Origin of the sequence: Mesorhizobium sp. M1A.F.Ca.IN.022.07.1.1, assembly GCF_003997575.1 — a bacterium.
Classification (GTDB): Bacteria; Pseudomonadota; Alphaproteobacteria; order Rhizobiales; family Rhizobiaceae; genus Mesorhizobium.
Genome location: NZ_RZST01000141.1, coordinates 1 through 13,732, shown reverse-complemented (window position 1 = coordinate 13,732; position 13,732 = coordinate 1). Strand labels below are relative to the sequence as shown.

General features: G+C 64.4%; 14 protein-coding genes and 1 tRNA gene. 7 read left to right on the top strand and 8 right to left on the bottom strand.

Going from position 1 to position 13,732, the window contains the following annotated elements:
• The 6 genes from EOA75_RS17110 to EOA75_RS17085 form a co-directional block, all read right to left on the bottom strand.
• Nucleotides 1-342, bottom strand: a 342-nt coding sequence (locus EOA75_RS17110; protein WP_127324719.1) for a heme-dependent oxidative N-demethylase subunit alpha family protein, incomplete at its 3' end; no start/stop codon positions are given.
• Nucleotides 339-626: a YciI family protein gene (locus EOA75_RS17105; protein ID WP_067002501.1), complete on the bottom strand. Its 288-nt coding sequence runs from the start codon at nucleotides 624-626 to the stop codon at nucleotides 339-341. The genes EOA75_RS17105 and EOA75_RS17110, both read right to left, overlap by 4 nt.
• A gap of 19 nt (nucleotides 627-645) precedes the next feature.
• Nucleotides 646-1,308, bottom strand: a complete 663-nt coding sequence (locus EOA75_RS17100) for an aminotransferase class IV family protein (protein WP_127324718.1) — start codon at nucleotides 1,306-1,308, stop codon at nucleotides 646-648.
• Complete coding sequence (locus tag EOA75_RS17095; protein WP_127324717.1) at nucleotides 1,257-2,402, bottom strand: aminodeoxychorismate synthase component I; 1,146 nt, start codon at nucleotides 2,400-2,402, stop codon at nucleotides 1,257-1,259. The genes EOA75_RS17100 and EOA75_RS17095 overlap by 52 nt, the downstream gene beginning before the upstream one ends.
• Nucleotides 2,403-2,554: 152 nt before the next feature.
• Nucleotides 2,555-3,259: a proton-conducting membrane transporter gene (locus EOA75_RS17090; RefSeq protein ID WP_127324716.1), complete on the bottom strand. Its 705-nt coding sequence runs from the start codon at nucleotides 3,257-3,259 to the stop codon at nucleotides 2,555-2,557.
• 326 nt (nucleotides 3,260-3,585) lie between these two features.
• A complete protein-coding gene (locus EOA75_RS17085; protein WP_164747416.1) occupies nucleotides 3,586-5,424 on the bottom strand; it encodes a M3 family oligoendopeptidase in 1,839 nt (612 codons plus the stop codon).
• 144 nt (nucleotides 5,425-5,568) lie between these two features.
• Between EOA75_RS17085 and EOA75_RS17080 the strand changes: the two genes are divergently transcribed.
• The 4 genes from EOA75_RS17080 (at nucleotide 5,569) to EOA75_RS34065 (ending at nucleotide 9,808) form a co-directional block, all read left to right on the top strand.
• Nucleotides 5,569-7,110 (top strand): sigma-54 dependent transcriptional regulator, encoded by a 1,542-nt coding sequence (locus EOA75_RS17080; RefSeq protein WP_127324715.1) that lies wholly within the window; start codon nucleotides 5,569-5,571, stop codon nucleotides 7,108-7,110.
• 378 nt (nucleotides 7,111-7,488) lie between these two features.
• Nucleotides 7,489-9,333 carry a DUF882 domain-containing protein gene (locus tag EOA75_RS17075; RefSeq protein ID WP_127324714.1) on the top strand — a complete coding sequence of 615 codons (1,845 nt, stop codon included), beginning with the start codon at nucleotides 7,489-7,491 and terminating at the stop codon, nucleotides 9,331-9,333.
• 103 nt (nucleotides 9,334-9,436) lie between these two features.
• A tRNA-Gln gene (locus EOA75_RS17070) sits at nucleotides 9,437-9,510 on the top strand.
• A gap of 121 nt (nucleotides 9,511-9,631) precedes the next feature.
• The gene (locus EOA75_RS34065) at nucleotides 9,632-9,808 is read left to right on the top strand and encodes a hypothetical protein (protein ID WP_082980697.1); all 177 of its coding nucleotides are present in this window, start codon (nucleotides 9,632-9,634) and stop codon (nucleotides 9,806-9,808) included.
• 112 nt (nucleotides 9,809-9,920) lie between these two features.
• Here the strand turns inward: EOA75_RS34065 and EOA75_RS17065 are convergent, their stop codons facing one another.
• Nucleotides 9,921-10,556: a 2-dehydro-3-deoxy-phosphogluconate aldolase gene (locus EOA75_RS17065; RefSeq protein ID WP_127324713.1), complete on the bottom strand. Its 636-nt coding sequence runs from the start codon at nucleotides 10,554-10,556 to the stop codon at nucleotides 9,921-9,923.
• A 142-nt stretch (nucleotides 10,557-10,698) separates the two neighbouring features.
• Between EOA75_RS17065 and EOA75_RS17060 the strand changes: the two genes are divergently transcribed.
• The 3 genes from EOA75_RS17060 (at nucleotide 10,699) to EOA75_RS17050 (ending at nucleotide 13,488) form a co-directional block, all read left to right on the top strand.
• Nucleotides 10,699-11,628 carry a rhodanese-related sulfurtransferase gene (locus EOA75_RS17060; RefSeq protein WP_127324712.1) on the top strand — a complete coding sequence of 310 codons (930 nt, stop codon included), beginning with the start codon at nucleotides 10,699-10,701 and terminating at the stop codon, nucleotides 11,626-11,628.
• Between the two features lie 121 nt (nucleotides 11,629-11,749).
• Complete coding sequence (locus tag EOA75_RS17055) at nucleotides 11,750-12,457, top strand: tellurite resistance TerB family protein (protein ID WP_067002750.1); 708 nt, start codon at nucleotides 11,750-11,752, stop codon at nucleotides 12,455-12,457.
• 278 nt (nucleotides 12,458-12,735) lie between these two features.
• Nucleotides 12,736-13,488, top strand: coding sequence for an SDR family oxidoreductase (locus EOA75_RS17050; protein WP_127324711.1), 753 nt, complete (start codon nucleotides 12,736-12,738; stop codon nucleotides 13,486-13,488).
• Nucleotides 13,489-13,501: 13 nt separating this feature from the next.
• Here the strand turns inward: EOA75_RS17050 and EOA75_RS17045 are convergent.
• Nucleotides 13,502-13,732 (bottom strand): aminotransferase class I/II-fold pyridoxal phosphate-dependent enzyme (locus EOA75_RS17045; protein ID WP_127324710.1); only part of this gene is annotated, 231 nt, incomplete at its 5' end.

Genomic DNA, 13,732 nt, shown 5'->3' with positions numbered 1-13,732 from the left:
GGCTAGCGGCGCTTTGTTCAATTCGGGCGGCAGCGCGTTGCTCGCGCTTTCGAGGCCCACGACCTCGACATCCGAGCCGGCACCTCGGTGGGTCTCGGGATGTTTTGCCGGAAGATAGCCGGCGAGAAGGTCGAACACTTCTTGCTGTGCATCGCGGGTCTCTTCCTCCTCGACAAAAACCTTTTCCGGGATCTCCGCGTAAAGCCGTCGCTTCTCGGCGAGATGGGGCAGAAGGAATTGATCGACCTCGATCCAGCGGTTGAGCTCGAGCGGCTTCAGGCCGATGGTGAAGAGCTTTGAGGACCCGTCATAGGGCGTATGGGTCGGTTGGCGAATGGTCATGCTTCCTTGAAGGCGTCCAGTTCGGTGGCGGTCAACCGCGCCGCGAATTCGGTGATTTCGTAGTCGGCCGCGCCTGCCTCGGAGAAAGGGTCGGCCGCCAGTCTGGCGTCAAGCACGTCGCGGGAACCGCGCGCGACGATGATGCCGCCGGTCCTTGGCCGTTTCGGTCCAGACGCAACAAAAATGCCTTCCGCGTAGCAGGCCTTCAGCCATTCGACATGCGCCGGCGCCAGCCGATCGATCTCGGTCAGCGGCACCTTGTAGTTCAGCGAAACGATGAACATTGCATTCTCCTGCTTGGCGTCATGCCAGCCTCGCCGGGATCAACCCACGTAGCGAATTGCCGACGAAGATCGCCTGCGCCGACTTCAGATCGTCGAAGGTGTAGATCGCTTCCGCGGCGCGGCCTTCGTCCAGAAGCTCGCCGCGCAATACTCCAGGCAGCAGGCCGCAATCAAGCCGGGGCGTCACCAGCATCCCGTCGCCGAAATCGGCGAACAGATTGGTGATCGTGCCTTCGCAGAGTTCTCCGCGCTCGTTGGCGAGCAGCACTTCGTCGGCGCGGGTGGCGAGGTATTCGGCGCGCGCCTGTTGGTAGGTTTCGCGGCGGTTGGTCTTGTGACGCAGCAACAAGTTACCGGAATCGAGGCGGACCCGCGCCAGCTGCAGACGCCATGCCCTACCTGCGGGAAGCTGCTCAAAGGGCTGCGCGGCTGCTGTCGCCTCGCCGTTGCGCTGCAGTGCAAGCCGGGTGCGCAAAGCGATCCGCTGAACGCCGATCGCGTTCTTCAGCACCTCGCCGATCCGTTGCGGATCGCAGGCAAAGCCGAGCTCCGCGGCCGAGGCATAAAGCCGCGCAAGGTGGCGCTCGAAGCGCAGGAAGCCCGAGCCAGGCTCCCAACGCATGGTCTCGATCAGCTCGAAGTCGGCACGGTTCCCGTCGCGAAGCGCGCTTTCAGAAGACACTCCCGGTACTCCTCCTCGGCGGTGGAATCGAAGACGACGCCGCCGCCGACATTGTAGACAGCCTCGCCGTCGGCAAAGAGCGAGATGGTGCGGATCGCCACCGAGAACCGCATCGTGCCGCCGGGCGCGACCCAGCCGATGGCGCCGCAATAGACGTCGCGCGGTACGCCCTCCAGATCGTGCAGGATCTCCATGGCGCGGATCTTCGGCGCGCCGGTGATCGAGCCGCAGGGAAAGAGCGCTGCGAAGACTTGGCGAATACCGATATCCGGCAGGAGCTTCGCCCGCACCCGGCTCACCATCTGGTGCACCGTCGGGTAGGTCTCGATGCGGAACAGCTCCGGCACTTCCAGCGTGCCGACCTCGCTGATCAGCGAGATGTCGTTGCGCAGGAGATCGACGATCATCCGGTTCTCGGCCTGGTTCTTCTCGTCGTTGCGCAGGAACGCCTTCAGCCGCGCGTCCTCGGCCTTGGTGGCGCCGCGCCGCGCCGTGCCCTTCATCGGGTGCGTCTCGATCATACCGTCGGCGTCGATCTCGAAGAAGAGTTCCGGCGAGCGCGACAGCACGATCGGATCGCCGAACGAGATCAGCGCGCCGTATTTCACCGGCTGGCGCCCGGTCAGCGCCTCGAAGGCGGCAAGCGGATCGCCCGACCATTGCGCATGGACCGGAAAGGTCAGATTGCCCTGATAACAGTCGCCCTTGCGAATATGGTGGTGGAGGCGCGCGAAGCGGACGGCGTAGTCCTCGGCGGACCAGGAAGCGCGGGCGTCGAAGATCGGTCCGTTGCTGGCGGGGCCTTCATTCCGCGGCACAGCCTGTTCGAGCGGCGCATCGAAGACACCGAGACAGATCAGCGGCGCGCGGCGGCCCTCTGGCAGCAACGGCACCAGTTTCGGCTCCAGCAGGTAGCCTGCCTCATAGGAGAAATAGCCTGCCAGCCATTTGCCCGCGTCGGAGGCGGCCTGTGCCGCTTCCAGCGCCGGCGTGAATTCGTCCGCGGTTCGCGCCGTGATGACCTCAAGCGGCCCGTCAAAGACGAGCTGGCGGCCGGTCTCGTCATTGCGGAATATTGCTGAGGGCAGGGACATAAGCCTTGGATGGGTCGATTAAGTCGATCGCTCTATATGGGGGCGCGGCGAGGCGCAATCGAGAGAGCGGCGTCGGAGGGCGTAAAGGCATCTGGTCCAAAGCAAAAACGGCGCCCAATGGACGCCGCCTGCGCTGGGAAGGCACAGCGAGATCAGTTGTTGTTCGAGGTCGCCGCCGTGGGGAACCGGCTAGCGAATTCGGCCTCGTCGCCCGCGGCCAGCAGTTTCGCCTGCTCGATCCATTTCTCGCGCGCGATGCGGCCGTCGAAATTGAGCACCTCCTCGATGCGCTTGACGTCGGCATCGGTCCAGGCGGCGATCTGGCCGTAGGACGTGACGCCCTGCGCCTTGAGCAGCTTTTCGTTGACCGGGCCGATGCCGATCAGGCGGCGCAGATTGTCCGCCTTGCCGGTGGCCGCCTTCGGGGCGGCGGCTTTCTTCGGAGCCGGCGCCTTCTTTGGCGCCGCGGCGGCCGTTTTTGCCGCTGCCGGCTTGGCCGCGGCGGATTTGGTCGAAGCCGATTTTGCCGCTGACGGTCTGGCCGATGGGGATTTGGCTGGGGTCGGGGTCGATATCAGGGCCGCAGGCGCCGGCGCGGAGGCTTTGTCGGTTCCCGCCTTGGCGGAAGAGGTCGGCGCTTCGCGCAGCTTGCGTTCGAGATCGGCGCGGCTGCGGCCGCATGCGTCGAGCTCGCCGCTCAGGCGGTAGGTATCGGCGCTAAACCGGTCGCGTTCGCTCTTGGCGCGACCGAGTTCGCCGCGCAGGCTGTCGAGCTCGCCACGCAGGCGGCCCCAGATGAACCAGCCAACCAGGACACCGACAACGAACGCCAGGAGCATATAGAAGAAAGTGCTCATTTCCCTCTCCAGTCCGATCGGGCCGCGGCCGCAAACGGCGGCCTTGCCGCAAGATCGTCAATCGTTCCGCGCTGGGCGGAACCGCCCCTCCAATCGCTGGCGGCGGGCCCTCCTCCGGCTGCGGCCCGACGGCCGCTATCGCTCTCGCTGAAGCAACGCTAGGGCCGCCTCCGGCCTTGCTGTCGCGTCCGGTTGAGCTTGGGGTCTGACGCTAGCACACGACCTGCGCAAAGCTAATTGAAAAGTGCGGGCAGAGTTATTGAAGAACAGCACAAGTATGCGTTCCGGCCAAACTGTTCCGGTCTATGCCGCCAGGCGAGCACCCGTCATTTGTCGAGCGCCTCCAGCTCGTCGATCAGCGCGCCGATCACACCCAGGCCGATCTGCCAGAAGGCCGGATCCGTGGCGTCGAGGCCGAAGGGCGCCAGCAGTTCCGAATGATGCTTGGTGCCGCCGGCGCGCAGCATCTCGAAATACTTCTCCTGAAAGCCGCGCTCGGCGTTCTGGTAGACGGCGTAGAGCGAGTTGACCAGGCAGTCGCCGAAGGCATAGGCGTAGACGTAGAAGGGCGAGTGGATGAAGTGCGGGATATAAGTCCAGAAGACCTCGTAGCCATCGCGCAACTTGATCGCCGGCCCCAGGCTTTCAGCCTGCACCTCAAGCCAGAACTGGCCCAGCCTGTCCGAGGTCAGCTCGCCGTTGCGGCGCTCGGCATGCACCTTGCGCTCGAACTCGTAGAAGGCGATCTGGCGCACGACAGTATTGATCATGTCCTCGACCTTCTGGGCGAGCATGGCCTTGCGCTCGCGCTTGTCGGAGGTCTGGTCGAGCAGCGAGCGGAAGGTCAGCATCTCTCCGAAGACGGAGGCCGTCTCGGCCAGCGTCAGCGGGGTGGACGCCATCAGCGCGCCCTGGTCGGCGGCCAGCACCTGGTGAACGCCGTGACCCAGCTCATGCGCCAGCGTCATCACATCGCGCGGCTTGCCCATGTAGTTGAGGAGCACGTAGGGATGCGCCGATGGCACGGTCGGGTGGGCGAAGGCGCCGGGCGATTTGCCCGGCCTGACCGGCGCATCGATCCATTTGCGATCGAAGAATGTCCGCGCGATTTCCGCCATCTTCGGCGAGAAACGCTGATAGGCTGACAGCACCGTGTCCCTGGCGTCGTCCCACCGGATCACCGACTGCGGGGTCTCGGGCAGCGGCGCGTTGCGGTCCCAGTGGTTCATGACGTCCATGCCGAGCCAGCGCGCCTTCATCTGATAGTAGCGGTGCGACAGGCGCGGATAGGCTTCGCGCACGGCCGCGGCCAAAGCATCGACCACGCCGCGTTCGACGCGGTTGGCGAGATGGCGTGAATCGGCGATGTCCTCGAAGCCGCGCCAGCGGTCGGAAATTTCCTTGTCCTTAGCCAGCGTGTTGGTGATGAGCGTGAAGGTGCGCAGGTTCTTGCGGAAAGTCGCGGCGAGTGCCTCGGAGGCGCGGCGGCGCACTTCGCCATCCGCGTCCTGCAGTCGGTTCAACGCCGGCTCCAGCGTCAACTCCTCGCCGTCGACGTCGAAACGCAGGTCGGTCATCGTCTCGTCGAACAGGCGGTTCCAGGCGCCGCGTCCGGTGACCGACTTCTCGTGGAACAACTGCTCGACCCGATCCTCGAGCTGGTACGGCTTGTCCTTCCTGAGGTCGAGCACCCAGGGACGGTAGTGGGCGAAGGCCGGGTCGGCCGCGAGTGCTGCTTCGATCACCGCGTCGTCGATCAGGTTGAGCTCCAGCGCGAAGAACAAAAGATGCGCGCTGGCATCCGTCATCTTCTCCTGGATGTCGCCATAGAGCTTGGCGCGCTGCGGATCGGCGGTGTTGCCGGCATAGACAAGCCCGGCATAGGAGACGATGCGGCCGATCAGTTCCTCCAGCGCCTCGTAGGCCTTCAGCACCTCGCCGAGCCGGCCGGCGGCGCCACGCTCGGCTTCGGCGGCCAACGTGCCCTTCCAGCGGACCTCGAAGGCGATGGCGTCGCTTGCCGCCCGGGCGATGTCACGCTTCAGCTCCGGCGCTTCCATGCCGGAATAGAGATCGGCGAGATTCCACTCCGGCAGATCGCCGAGCTCCGCCGCGGCCTGGCCAGACGCCGTCGCCACAAGCCGCTGACCAAACATCATGCGCATCGACAATACCTTCTTCGAATCAACGGGAAAGGAGAAGCCGGTCAAATCCTAAGGAATTCGTTCACCGGGTTTTTTGAAACCTTATTTAGAACCCTGTGCCAAGATGATCCATGGGGATTTATCGGGCGGATAATTCAAAGAGTCATGACAGGTTCCGTACTCATAGTCGATGACGATCCCGTGCAGCGCAGGCTGCTCGAGGCGGCGGTGACGAAATTCGGCCACAGCGCCATCGTCACCGACGGCGGCGAGGCCGGCCTCGATGTGCTGGACGGACCGAAGGCGCGCGATGTGTCGGTCGTCATCCTCGACCTGGTCATGCCCGGTCTCGACGGCATCGGCGTGCTGAAGGCGATGCGCGAGCGCGCCATCAATCTCCCGGTCATCGTGCAGACCGCGCAGGGCGGCATCGAAACCGTTGTCTCGGCCATGCGCCACGGCGCTTTCGATTTCGTCGTCAAGCCGGCCTCGCCCGACCGGCTGCAGACCTCGATTTCCAATGCTTTGAAGGTCGAAGCGGTCGAGGATGAGGTGAAGCGCACGTCGCGGCGTCGCGGCGGCCATCTCACCTTCAAGGATCTGATCACCCGCAGCCCGGCGATGGACCGGGTGATCCGGCTCGGCCAGAAGGCGGCGGCCTCCAACATCCCGATCCTGATCGAGGGCGAATCGGGGGTGGGCAAGGAGTTGGTGGCGCGCGCCATCCAGGGCAGCGGCGACCGCCGCTCGAAACCCTTCGTCACCGTCAATTGCGGCGCCATCCCCGACAATCTGGTGGAATCGATCCTGTTCGGCCATGAGAAGGGTTCCTTCACCGGCGCCACGGACAAGCACACCGGCAAATTCGTCGAGGCGCATTCGGGCACGCTGTTCCTGGACGAGATCGGCGACCTGCCGCTCGACGTCCAGGTCAAGCTGCTGCGCGCCGTGCAGGAGGGCGAGGTCGACCCGGTCGGCGGCCGTTCGACCGTCAAGGTCGACATCCGGCTGATCTCGGCGACGCATCGGAATCTTTTGCAGCAGGTCAAGGACGGCAAATTCCGCGAGGACCTATTTTATCGCCTGAACGTCTATCCGATCTTCGTGCCGCCGCTGCGCGACCGGCGCGAGGACATCCCCCATCTGGTCAGGCATTTCATGGAGAAGGTGGCGCCGGCCGATCCGCGTCATCGTCTCACCGGCATATCGGCCAAAGCGCTGGCGATGCTGCAGGCCTACGATTGGCCGGGCAACATCCGCCAGCTGGAAAATGCGGTGTTCAGGGCGTCGGTGCTCGCCGAAGGCGAATTGCTGACCGAAGAGGAATTCCCACAGATCCGCGCGCAGGTCGAAGGCACGGTGAAGCTCGATGCCGAGCCTGCGACTGCCGTGGCACCGGTCGCGGACGAGCCGCAGCCGGGCGATCAGGCCGTCTCTAATGGAGCGGCGGCAGGTTCGCACGAGGCCGAGGCGCGGGCGCGGCTGCAGCCGCGATTCGGCACGCTGAGGGCCTTGGACGAGCGCGGCAATGTGCGGGCGCTGGCCGATGTCGAGTTCGAGATGATCAAGCTTGCGATCGACCACTATAACGGCCAGATGAGCGAGGTGGCGCGCCGCCTCGGCATCGGGCGCTCTACGCTTTACCGCAAGTTGAAGGAATATGGCATTGACCCCGAAGCGGGTCGGCTTGATCGACTTGCCTCTTGAGACGCAAGCCCAGCCCAGCCTACCGGTTTATATTCCGACTTAAATCGTCGGTTTTTCGTTTCTGAAGGCGCTTTTTCAGTCGCTTGCGTGTTCGCGATCACGCATTTAACGCAATCGGTAACAGATTGTGTTTGGGCCAAAGCCGAATTCTCGATCTAAACCAGCGATTTACCACGAAACGTGGTGCATCATTTTTGACGGGATATCGCCACGGTGTTACCGCATTTCGGCTCCAATAAGCGATGATTAACCATTAGGATCGATATTCGGATGTGAGAACCACGCATCCGTTTGGGCAAATCCGGGGACAAACGGCAGCCTGCAAGGCCTTTTGATTTGAACCAAGTCGAACGACACACGAACGGGCGGCATTTTCACATGAGCGTCTGGCCAAGGTGGCTGACGTTTGTGATTTTGGCCGTCGGGTTCCTCTCGGCAGCCGCTTCCGGCGCGAAAGCCGAAGTCCGTTCGCTGAAGCTCTATCACCTGCACACGCACGAAAAGGCCGAGATCGTCTACAAGCGCAACGGCCGCTACGATCCCGCAGGCCTGCGCAAGATCAACATCATCCTGCGCGACTGGCGCCGCAACGAGCCGACCAAGATGGATCCGCGGCTGCTCGATCTGGTGTGGGAAGCCTATCGGCAAAGCGGAGCGACCGACTACATCCAGGTGGTCTGCGGCTATCGCTCGCCGTCAACCAATTCGATGCTGCGCAGCCGCAGCCGCGGTGTCGCCGAGAAAAGCCAGCACATGCTCGGCAAGGCGATGGACTTCTACATCCCCGGCGTGCCGCTGAAGAAGTTGCGCAACATCGGCCTGAAGATGCAGGGCGGCGGCGTCGGCTACTATCCGAATTCCGGTTCTCCGTTCGTCCACATGGATGTCGGCAATGTCCGCCACTGGCCGGGTATCAGCCGTCAGGAACTGGTCAGCCTGTTCCCGAACGGCAAGACGCTGCACGTGCCGAGCGACGGCCGGCCGCTGCCTGGCTATGAGCAGGCTCTGGCCGCCTACAAGGCGCGCAAGGGCGCCGGCACCCCCAATATCGAGCTGGCCAGCGCCGGCGGCTCGACCAAGCGGTCCGGCGGACTGTTTGCGGCCTGGTTCGGCGGCGGCGACGACGAGGCCGACGACAGCGCCGATGTCGCGAGCGCCCAACCCGCACCCCAGCCGAAAGCTGTGAAGCAGGTGGCGGCCGCCAAGAGCGGCAACAGCGGCAGCCTGCCGGGCATCGCGATCGTCTCGCCGCAGGATGCCAAGCGCGCCAACATCCCGCAGATCGCCGATGACAGCTCGGACGATTCGCAACCGCAGCAGGACACGCCCGAAACCATCATTGCCACGCTGCCGCCGAAGGAGGTTCCTCTGCCCGCCTTCGCGCCGAGGCCCAAGGCCGATGTCGGCCAGCAGACGGCTGAAAACGTGCCGTTCGCCGTGGCGGACGCCTCGGCCACGGCTGAGCAGGCGGTGGCGACGGCGCATGCTCCGGCCAACGTACCGTTCGGCATGGCCGCCGGCGCGGCGCAGGCCGCAGCCGATCCCGCGCAGGGGGCGTTCAACAATGTTCCGCTGCCGACGAGGCGGCCCGATCTGCCGAGGGAACTTGCGCCCAAGGACAAGGGCGTGCTTCTGGCGCTGGCGGAAACCGCCTCGCAGGACAAGAGCGCGACCGATGCCTTCTCGGTGCTGCCGACCGCGCGGCCCGACACGGGCAAGCCGGATGAGATCAAAGCGGTGCTCGAGCAGGCCAGCGCGACCACCGTGGCCGGCTCGAGTGGGGCCGAATACGAAGTCGCTTCGCTGACTGCGCCGGAGCCACGCTCGGCATTCAACGATCCGTCGGGTCTCGATGCAGCTTCGCCGCGTCAAGCCATTGCCGCTCGCCCCGCCGGCACCGATCCGGCGCAGGCGATCGGCGCCGGCGTGAAGACGACGCGCAAGGAGGCCAGGGCGTCCGCCAACGACCTGAAGCCCGGCCCGAAGGCAATGGTGGTGGCAACGCCGCCGCAGGCAGCGCGCTGGGCGCTGGGCAGCGGCGACAACATCGCTACCGTTTCCGATCCGACCACGGCACCGCGCTATGCCTATAATATCGTGCACACGCCGCCGAGCGAGGTCTACACGGCCGGCTTCCAGACGGATGCGCAATTGCCGGACGCCAGCCGGTTCACCGGCAACGCGGTGAAGTTCCTTTCGGTCGCCCGCTTTCAGACCAAATAACGAGCCTGCCAGTGCCGCAACAGCCGCGTTGAACAACAGCGCGGCTTTTGCTTTTTATCACGGCAGCATAGTTTGAACGGCGCGGGTTTCCCGCGTGGTCTTTTCCCGCTTCGTCTAACGGTAGGACAGCGCCCTTTGAAGGCGTGAATCGTGGTTCGAATCCATGAGCGGGAACCAGCCGGCGGCTGGTTTTCGGCCCGCACCGGCATGCCATCACGCACGCTTAAACTTCTCGTGAGACCGGAACGGGCCGCGCTTTTTCGGGTTAGGATGCGTTCGTTCCAAACTGGGGATATTCATGAAGAAGATTCTATTGGCGTCAGTTCTCGCTCTGGCCGCGGCATCGGCTGCCGTGGCTCCAACGCAGGCCGAAACCGTTATCGTCAAGACCGGCAAGCATCACTGCAGAACCAAGGTGGTCACCCATTGGGTTCACCACCGCAAGGTCGTCGAGAAGGTCAAGGTCTGCCACTGACCGCATGTCCAGCCCTGGAGCGGTTCAGCGTTTGATAGACCGCTGAACCGCTCCAGGTGTTCTTTACGCGATCCGGACGGAAGAACCGGTGCCCACACTTCCTGGAATTGCGTTAGGCGAGCTTGCTCGCCTCGCGCGCCAGGGCTTCGATCTCATCCCATTTGCCGGCCTTGATGAATTCGTCGGGCGCCACCCACGAGCCGCCGACGCAGATGACGTTGGGGAGGCTCAGATAGTCGGCGGCGTTCTTGGCCGTTATGCCGCCGGTCGGGCAGAATTTCACGTCGGCGAGCGGCGAGGCGAAGGCCTTCAGCGATGCGATGCCGCCCGACTGTTCGGCCGGGAAGAATTTCAGGAAGCACAGGCCGGCTTCGCGCGCAGCCATGATCTCCCCGGGGGTGATGGCGCCGGGCAGCAGCGGCACGGGGCTGTCCTTGGCCGCGTCGAGAAGCTGGCTCGTAATGCCGGGGCTGACGATGAATTTCGAGCCGGCGCGTGCCGCCTCGTCGAACTGCTTGGCATCGAGAATGGTGCCGGCACCGACAACCGCATCCTCGACTTCGGCCGCGACGCGGCGGATCGCTTCCAGCGCATCGGCGGTGCGCAGCGTGATCTCGATCGCCCTCAAGCCGCCGCGCGACAGAGCGCGAGCGAGCGGCACGGCGTCGGCGACATTGGCGATCTTGAGCACCGGGATGACCGGCTGGCCGTTGAGGAGCGACAGAAGCTTTTCGGTCTTGCTGGTCATTAGCTTGTCTCTCCGTTTCGGTCGATTTCAACCGATTAGCAGAAGGGGTATTCCGAGTCCACGAAGGCGGGCGTGTCGCAATGTCACGCGGCCTGTCCGCTCTGCCTTGAAACGGCTTTCAGCACGGTCTAGTGGCATGGGCATGACAACAACCAAGGAAACTCAGCCGGTCCGCGTTGCCGCGCTCTACAAGTTTGCGCGGCTCGACAATTACCAAGCGTTGCGCGCGCCGCTCGCCGCCTTCTGCTGTGGACGCGGCATCAAGGGCACGCTGCTTTTGGCGCATGAGGGTATCAACGGCACGGTCGCCGGCAGCGAGGAAGCGATCGCCGCGCTTATTGATCACCTGGAGGCGATCGAAGCGCTTGCCGGCCTGGAAGTGAAATACAGCACCGCCGCCGAGATGCCGTTCCACCGCATGAAGGTGCGGCTGAAGCGCGAGATCGTCACGATGGGCGTCGACGATCTCGATCCGGCGAGCAGCGCCGGCACCTATGTCGCGCCGGCCGATTGGAACGCGCTGATCTCGGACGCCGACACGTTGGTCATCGACACGCGCAACGCCTACGAGGTTTGGATCGGCACCTTCAAGGGCGCGGTCGATCCCAAGACCGCCAGCTTTCGCGAGTTCCCGGGCTGGGTCGAAGAGCACCGCGAGGAGCTCGAAGGCCGCAAGGTGGCGATGTTCTGCACCGGCGGCATTCGCTGCGAGAAGGCGACCGCTTACGTGAAGTCGCTGGGCTTCAGGCAGGTCTTCCATCTTAAGGGCGGCATCCTGAAATATCTCGAAGAGGTGCCGGCCGAAGAGAGCCTGTGGCAGGGCGAATGCTTCGTCTTCGACGAGCGGGTATCGGTGTCGCATGGCCTGGCCGAGGGCGAAGCCGAACTCTGCCGCGCCTGCCGCCATCCGCTCACCGTCGAGGACCGGCTCTCGCCGAAATATACGGTCGGCGTCTCATGCCCGCATTGCTTCGAAGCGCGCTCGGACGAGGACCGCGCGCGCTACGCCGAGCGCCATCGCCAGGTGGAACTCGCGCATGCGCGGGGCGCCAAGCGCCACATCGGAAGCTGAGCAGCCCAGGTTTCGTCAAATCATCCGCCCGTTCATTGTAATGTCAATGTGCGGGGCCTACGTCTTGCCGATCCGAAACCCCGCCCGGGCGCATTCGGCCGGGCCAATTCTGGAGGCATTGATGCTCGACCCCAAGAAGCTGCTCGACGACCTTTTCGGCTCGCAAATTCCCGGCACGGGATCGACCGTTCGCGACAAGGCGGGGCAGGCGGTGCAGATGGCGAAGGACAATCCGCTCGCCGCCGGCGCGCTGGCGGCGGTGCTGCTCGGCACCGGCCCCGGTCGACAGGTGACGGGCGCTGCCATGAAGCTCGGCGGCCTGGCAGCCATTGGCGGCCTCGCCTACAAGGCCTACCAGAACTACAAGGCCGGCAATGTGCCGGCACAAGAACCCGTGGCCGGCGAGCCCGAGTTGCTGCCGCCGCCCAAGGACACCGCCTTCCATCCCTCGCAGGCGCCGCAGGGCGAGGCCGAATTCACGCTGACCCTGGTGCGGGCGATGATCTCCGCAGCCAAGGCGGACGGTCATGTCGATGACGAGGAGCGGCAGAAAATCGCCGACAAGCTCAAGCTCGCCGGCATCGGTGCCGAAGCGGAAAAATTTCTGCTGGATGAGCTTGAACGCCCGCTCGATCTCGACGTCCTGATCACCGGCGCCAAGACCGATGCGCAGAAGGTTGAGCTCTACACCGCCTCGCGCCTTACCATCGATCCCGACACCCGCACGGAGCGCGGCTATCTCGACCTGCTAGCCGGCCGCCTCGGCCTGCCGGACGCGCTGGTCGACCATGTCGAGGCGACGGTCTCGGCGGCGAAGGCGCCGGCTTGAACCGCGCCCGATCCGCGCCAGCAAATTGCCGGTTGGTAAACGCGCATGGGACGTGCTGCTGGCCGTTAATCTTTCGTTAACCCAGCAAGCGCATCATTCTAACCAGTCGGACCGGCTTATCCTCCTCCCAAGCGCGGTTCAGATGAGGGGCGGTCGCCAATGACCGCCCTTTTTGTCGGCTCCGCTTTCTTGCCGACAATAGCCGCTTGCCACGCCCTCCGTCATTTGCGATGCCACGTCTTCTTCCAGCAGTACGGGGAGCGAGGACGATGACCGCCATGACAGAGAAAACAGCCATCGTAACCGGCGCCGGCACCGGCATCGGCAAGAGCGTCGCCACCACGCTGCTCAAGGCAGGCTGGAACACCGTGTTCTGCGGCCGCCGCAAGACGCTGCTCGAGGAGGCGATCGCCGAGGCCGGGAAGACCAGCGCCAGGGCGCTTGCCGTTGCATGCGACATCAGCAAGGCCGGCGAAGTCGACGACATGTTCGAGACAGTGGTGGAGGCGTTCGGGCGCGTCGACCTGCTCTTCAACAATGCCGGCATGGGCTACAAGTCGACGCTGATCGACGAGATCCCGGTCGAGGTCTGGAACGATGTCGTCGGCGTCAACCTGACCGGCTCGTTCCTATGCGCCCGTGCCGCCTTCGGCGTCATGCGTCGGCAAAAGCCGATGGGTGGGCGCATCATCAACAATGGCTCGGTGTCGGCCTATGCGCCGCGGCCGGGCTCAGCGCCCTACACGGCGACCAAGCATGCCATCACCGGCCTGACCAAGACCCTGGCGCTCGACGGCCGGCCCTATGACATTGCCTGCGGCCAGATCGACATCGGCAATGCGCTGACCGAGATGGCGCAGGCGATGACCGTCGGCGTGCCGCAGGCCAACGGCTCCATCGCCGCCGAAGCGGTGATGGATGTCCAGTGCGTCGCCGACGCGGTGCTTCACATGGCGAGCCTGCCGCTCGACGCCAATGTGCTGTTCATGACGGTGATGGCGACGAAGATGCCGTTCGTCGGCCGCGGGTGAGGGGGCTGAGGCTCTATTTCGTCAAGAACACTTCGATCCGCTGCAGCGCTCGTAATATGTTCTCCTCGGAATTGGCGTAGGAAAGCCGGACATAGCCTTCGCCGAGCACGCCGAAATCGGGGCCGCCGATCAGCGCGACGCCGGCATCCTCCAACAGCGCCGAGGCAAGCTTCTTGGCCTTCCAGCCGGTCTTCGAAACATTGGGGAAGGCGTAGAAGGCGCCCTTCGGCGTGATGCAGGAAAT

Excerpts from the sequence above, each read along its gene's own strand:
- EOA75_RS34065 (WP_082980697.1), top strand. The coding sequence starts at position 9,632 with ATGAAGAAGATTCTATTGGCGTCAGTTCTCGCTCTGGCCGCGGCATCG.
- EOA75_RS17060 (WP_127324712.1), top strand. The coding sequence starts at position 10,699 with ATGACAACAACCAAGGAAACTCAGCCGGTCCGCGTTGCCGCGCTCTAC.
- EOA75_RS17090 (WP_127324716.1), bottom strand. The coding sequence starts at position 3,259 with ATGAGCACTTTCTTCTATATGCTCCTGGCGTTCGTTGTCGGTGTCCTG.
- EOA75_RS17065 (WP_127324713.1), bottom strand. The coding sequence starts at position 10,556 with ATGACCAGCAAGACCGAAAAGCTTCTGTCGCTCCTCAACGGCCAGCCG.
- EOA75_RS17050 (WP_127324711.1), top strand. The coding sequence starts at position 12,736 with ATGACAGAGAAAACAGCCATCGTAACCGGCGCCGGCACCGGCATCGGC.
- EOA75_RS17085 (WP_164747416.1), bottom strand. The coding sequence starts at position 5,424 with ATGCGCATGATGTTTGGTCAGCGGCTTGTGGCGACGGCGTCTGGCCAG.
- EOA75_RS17080 (WP_127324715.1), top strand. The coding sequence starts at position 5,569 with ATGACAGGTTCCGTACTCATAGTCGATGACGATCCCGTGCAGCGCAGG.
- EOA75_RS17055 (WP_067002750.1), top strand. The coding sequence starts at position 11,750 with ATGCTCGACCCCAAGAAGCTGCTCGACGACCTTTTCGGCTCGCAAATT.
- EOA75_RS17075 (WP_127324714.1), top strand. The coding sequence starts at position 7,489 with ATGAGCGTCTGGCCAAGGTGGCTGACGTTTGTGATTTTGGCCGTCGGG.
- EOA75_RS17095 (WP_127324717.1), bottom strand. The coding sequence starts at position 2,402 with ATGTCCCTGCCCTCAGCAATATTCCGCAATGACGAGACCGGCCGCCAG.
- EOA75_RS17105 (WP_067002501.1), bottom strand. The coding sequence starts at position 626 with ATGTTCATCGTTTCGCTGAACTACAAGGTGCCGCTGACCGAGATCGAT.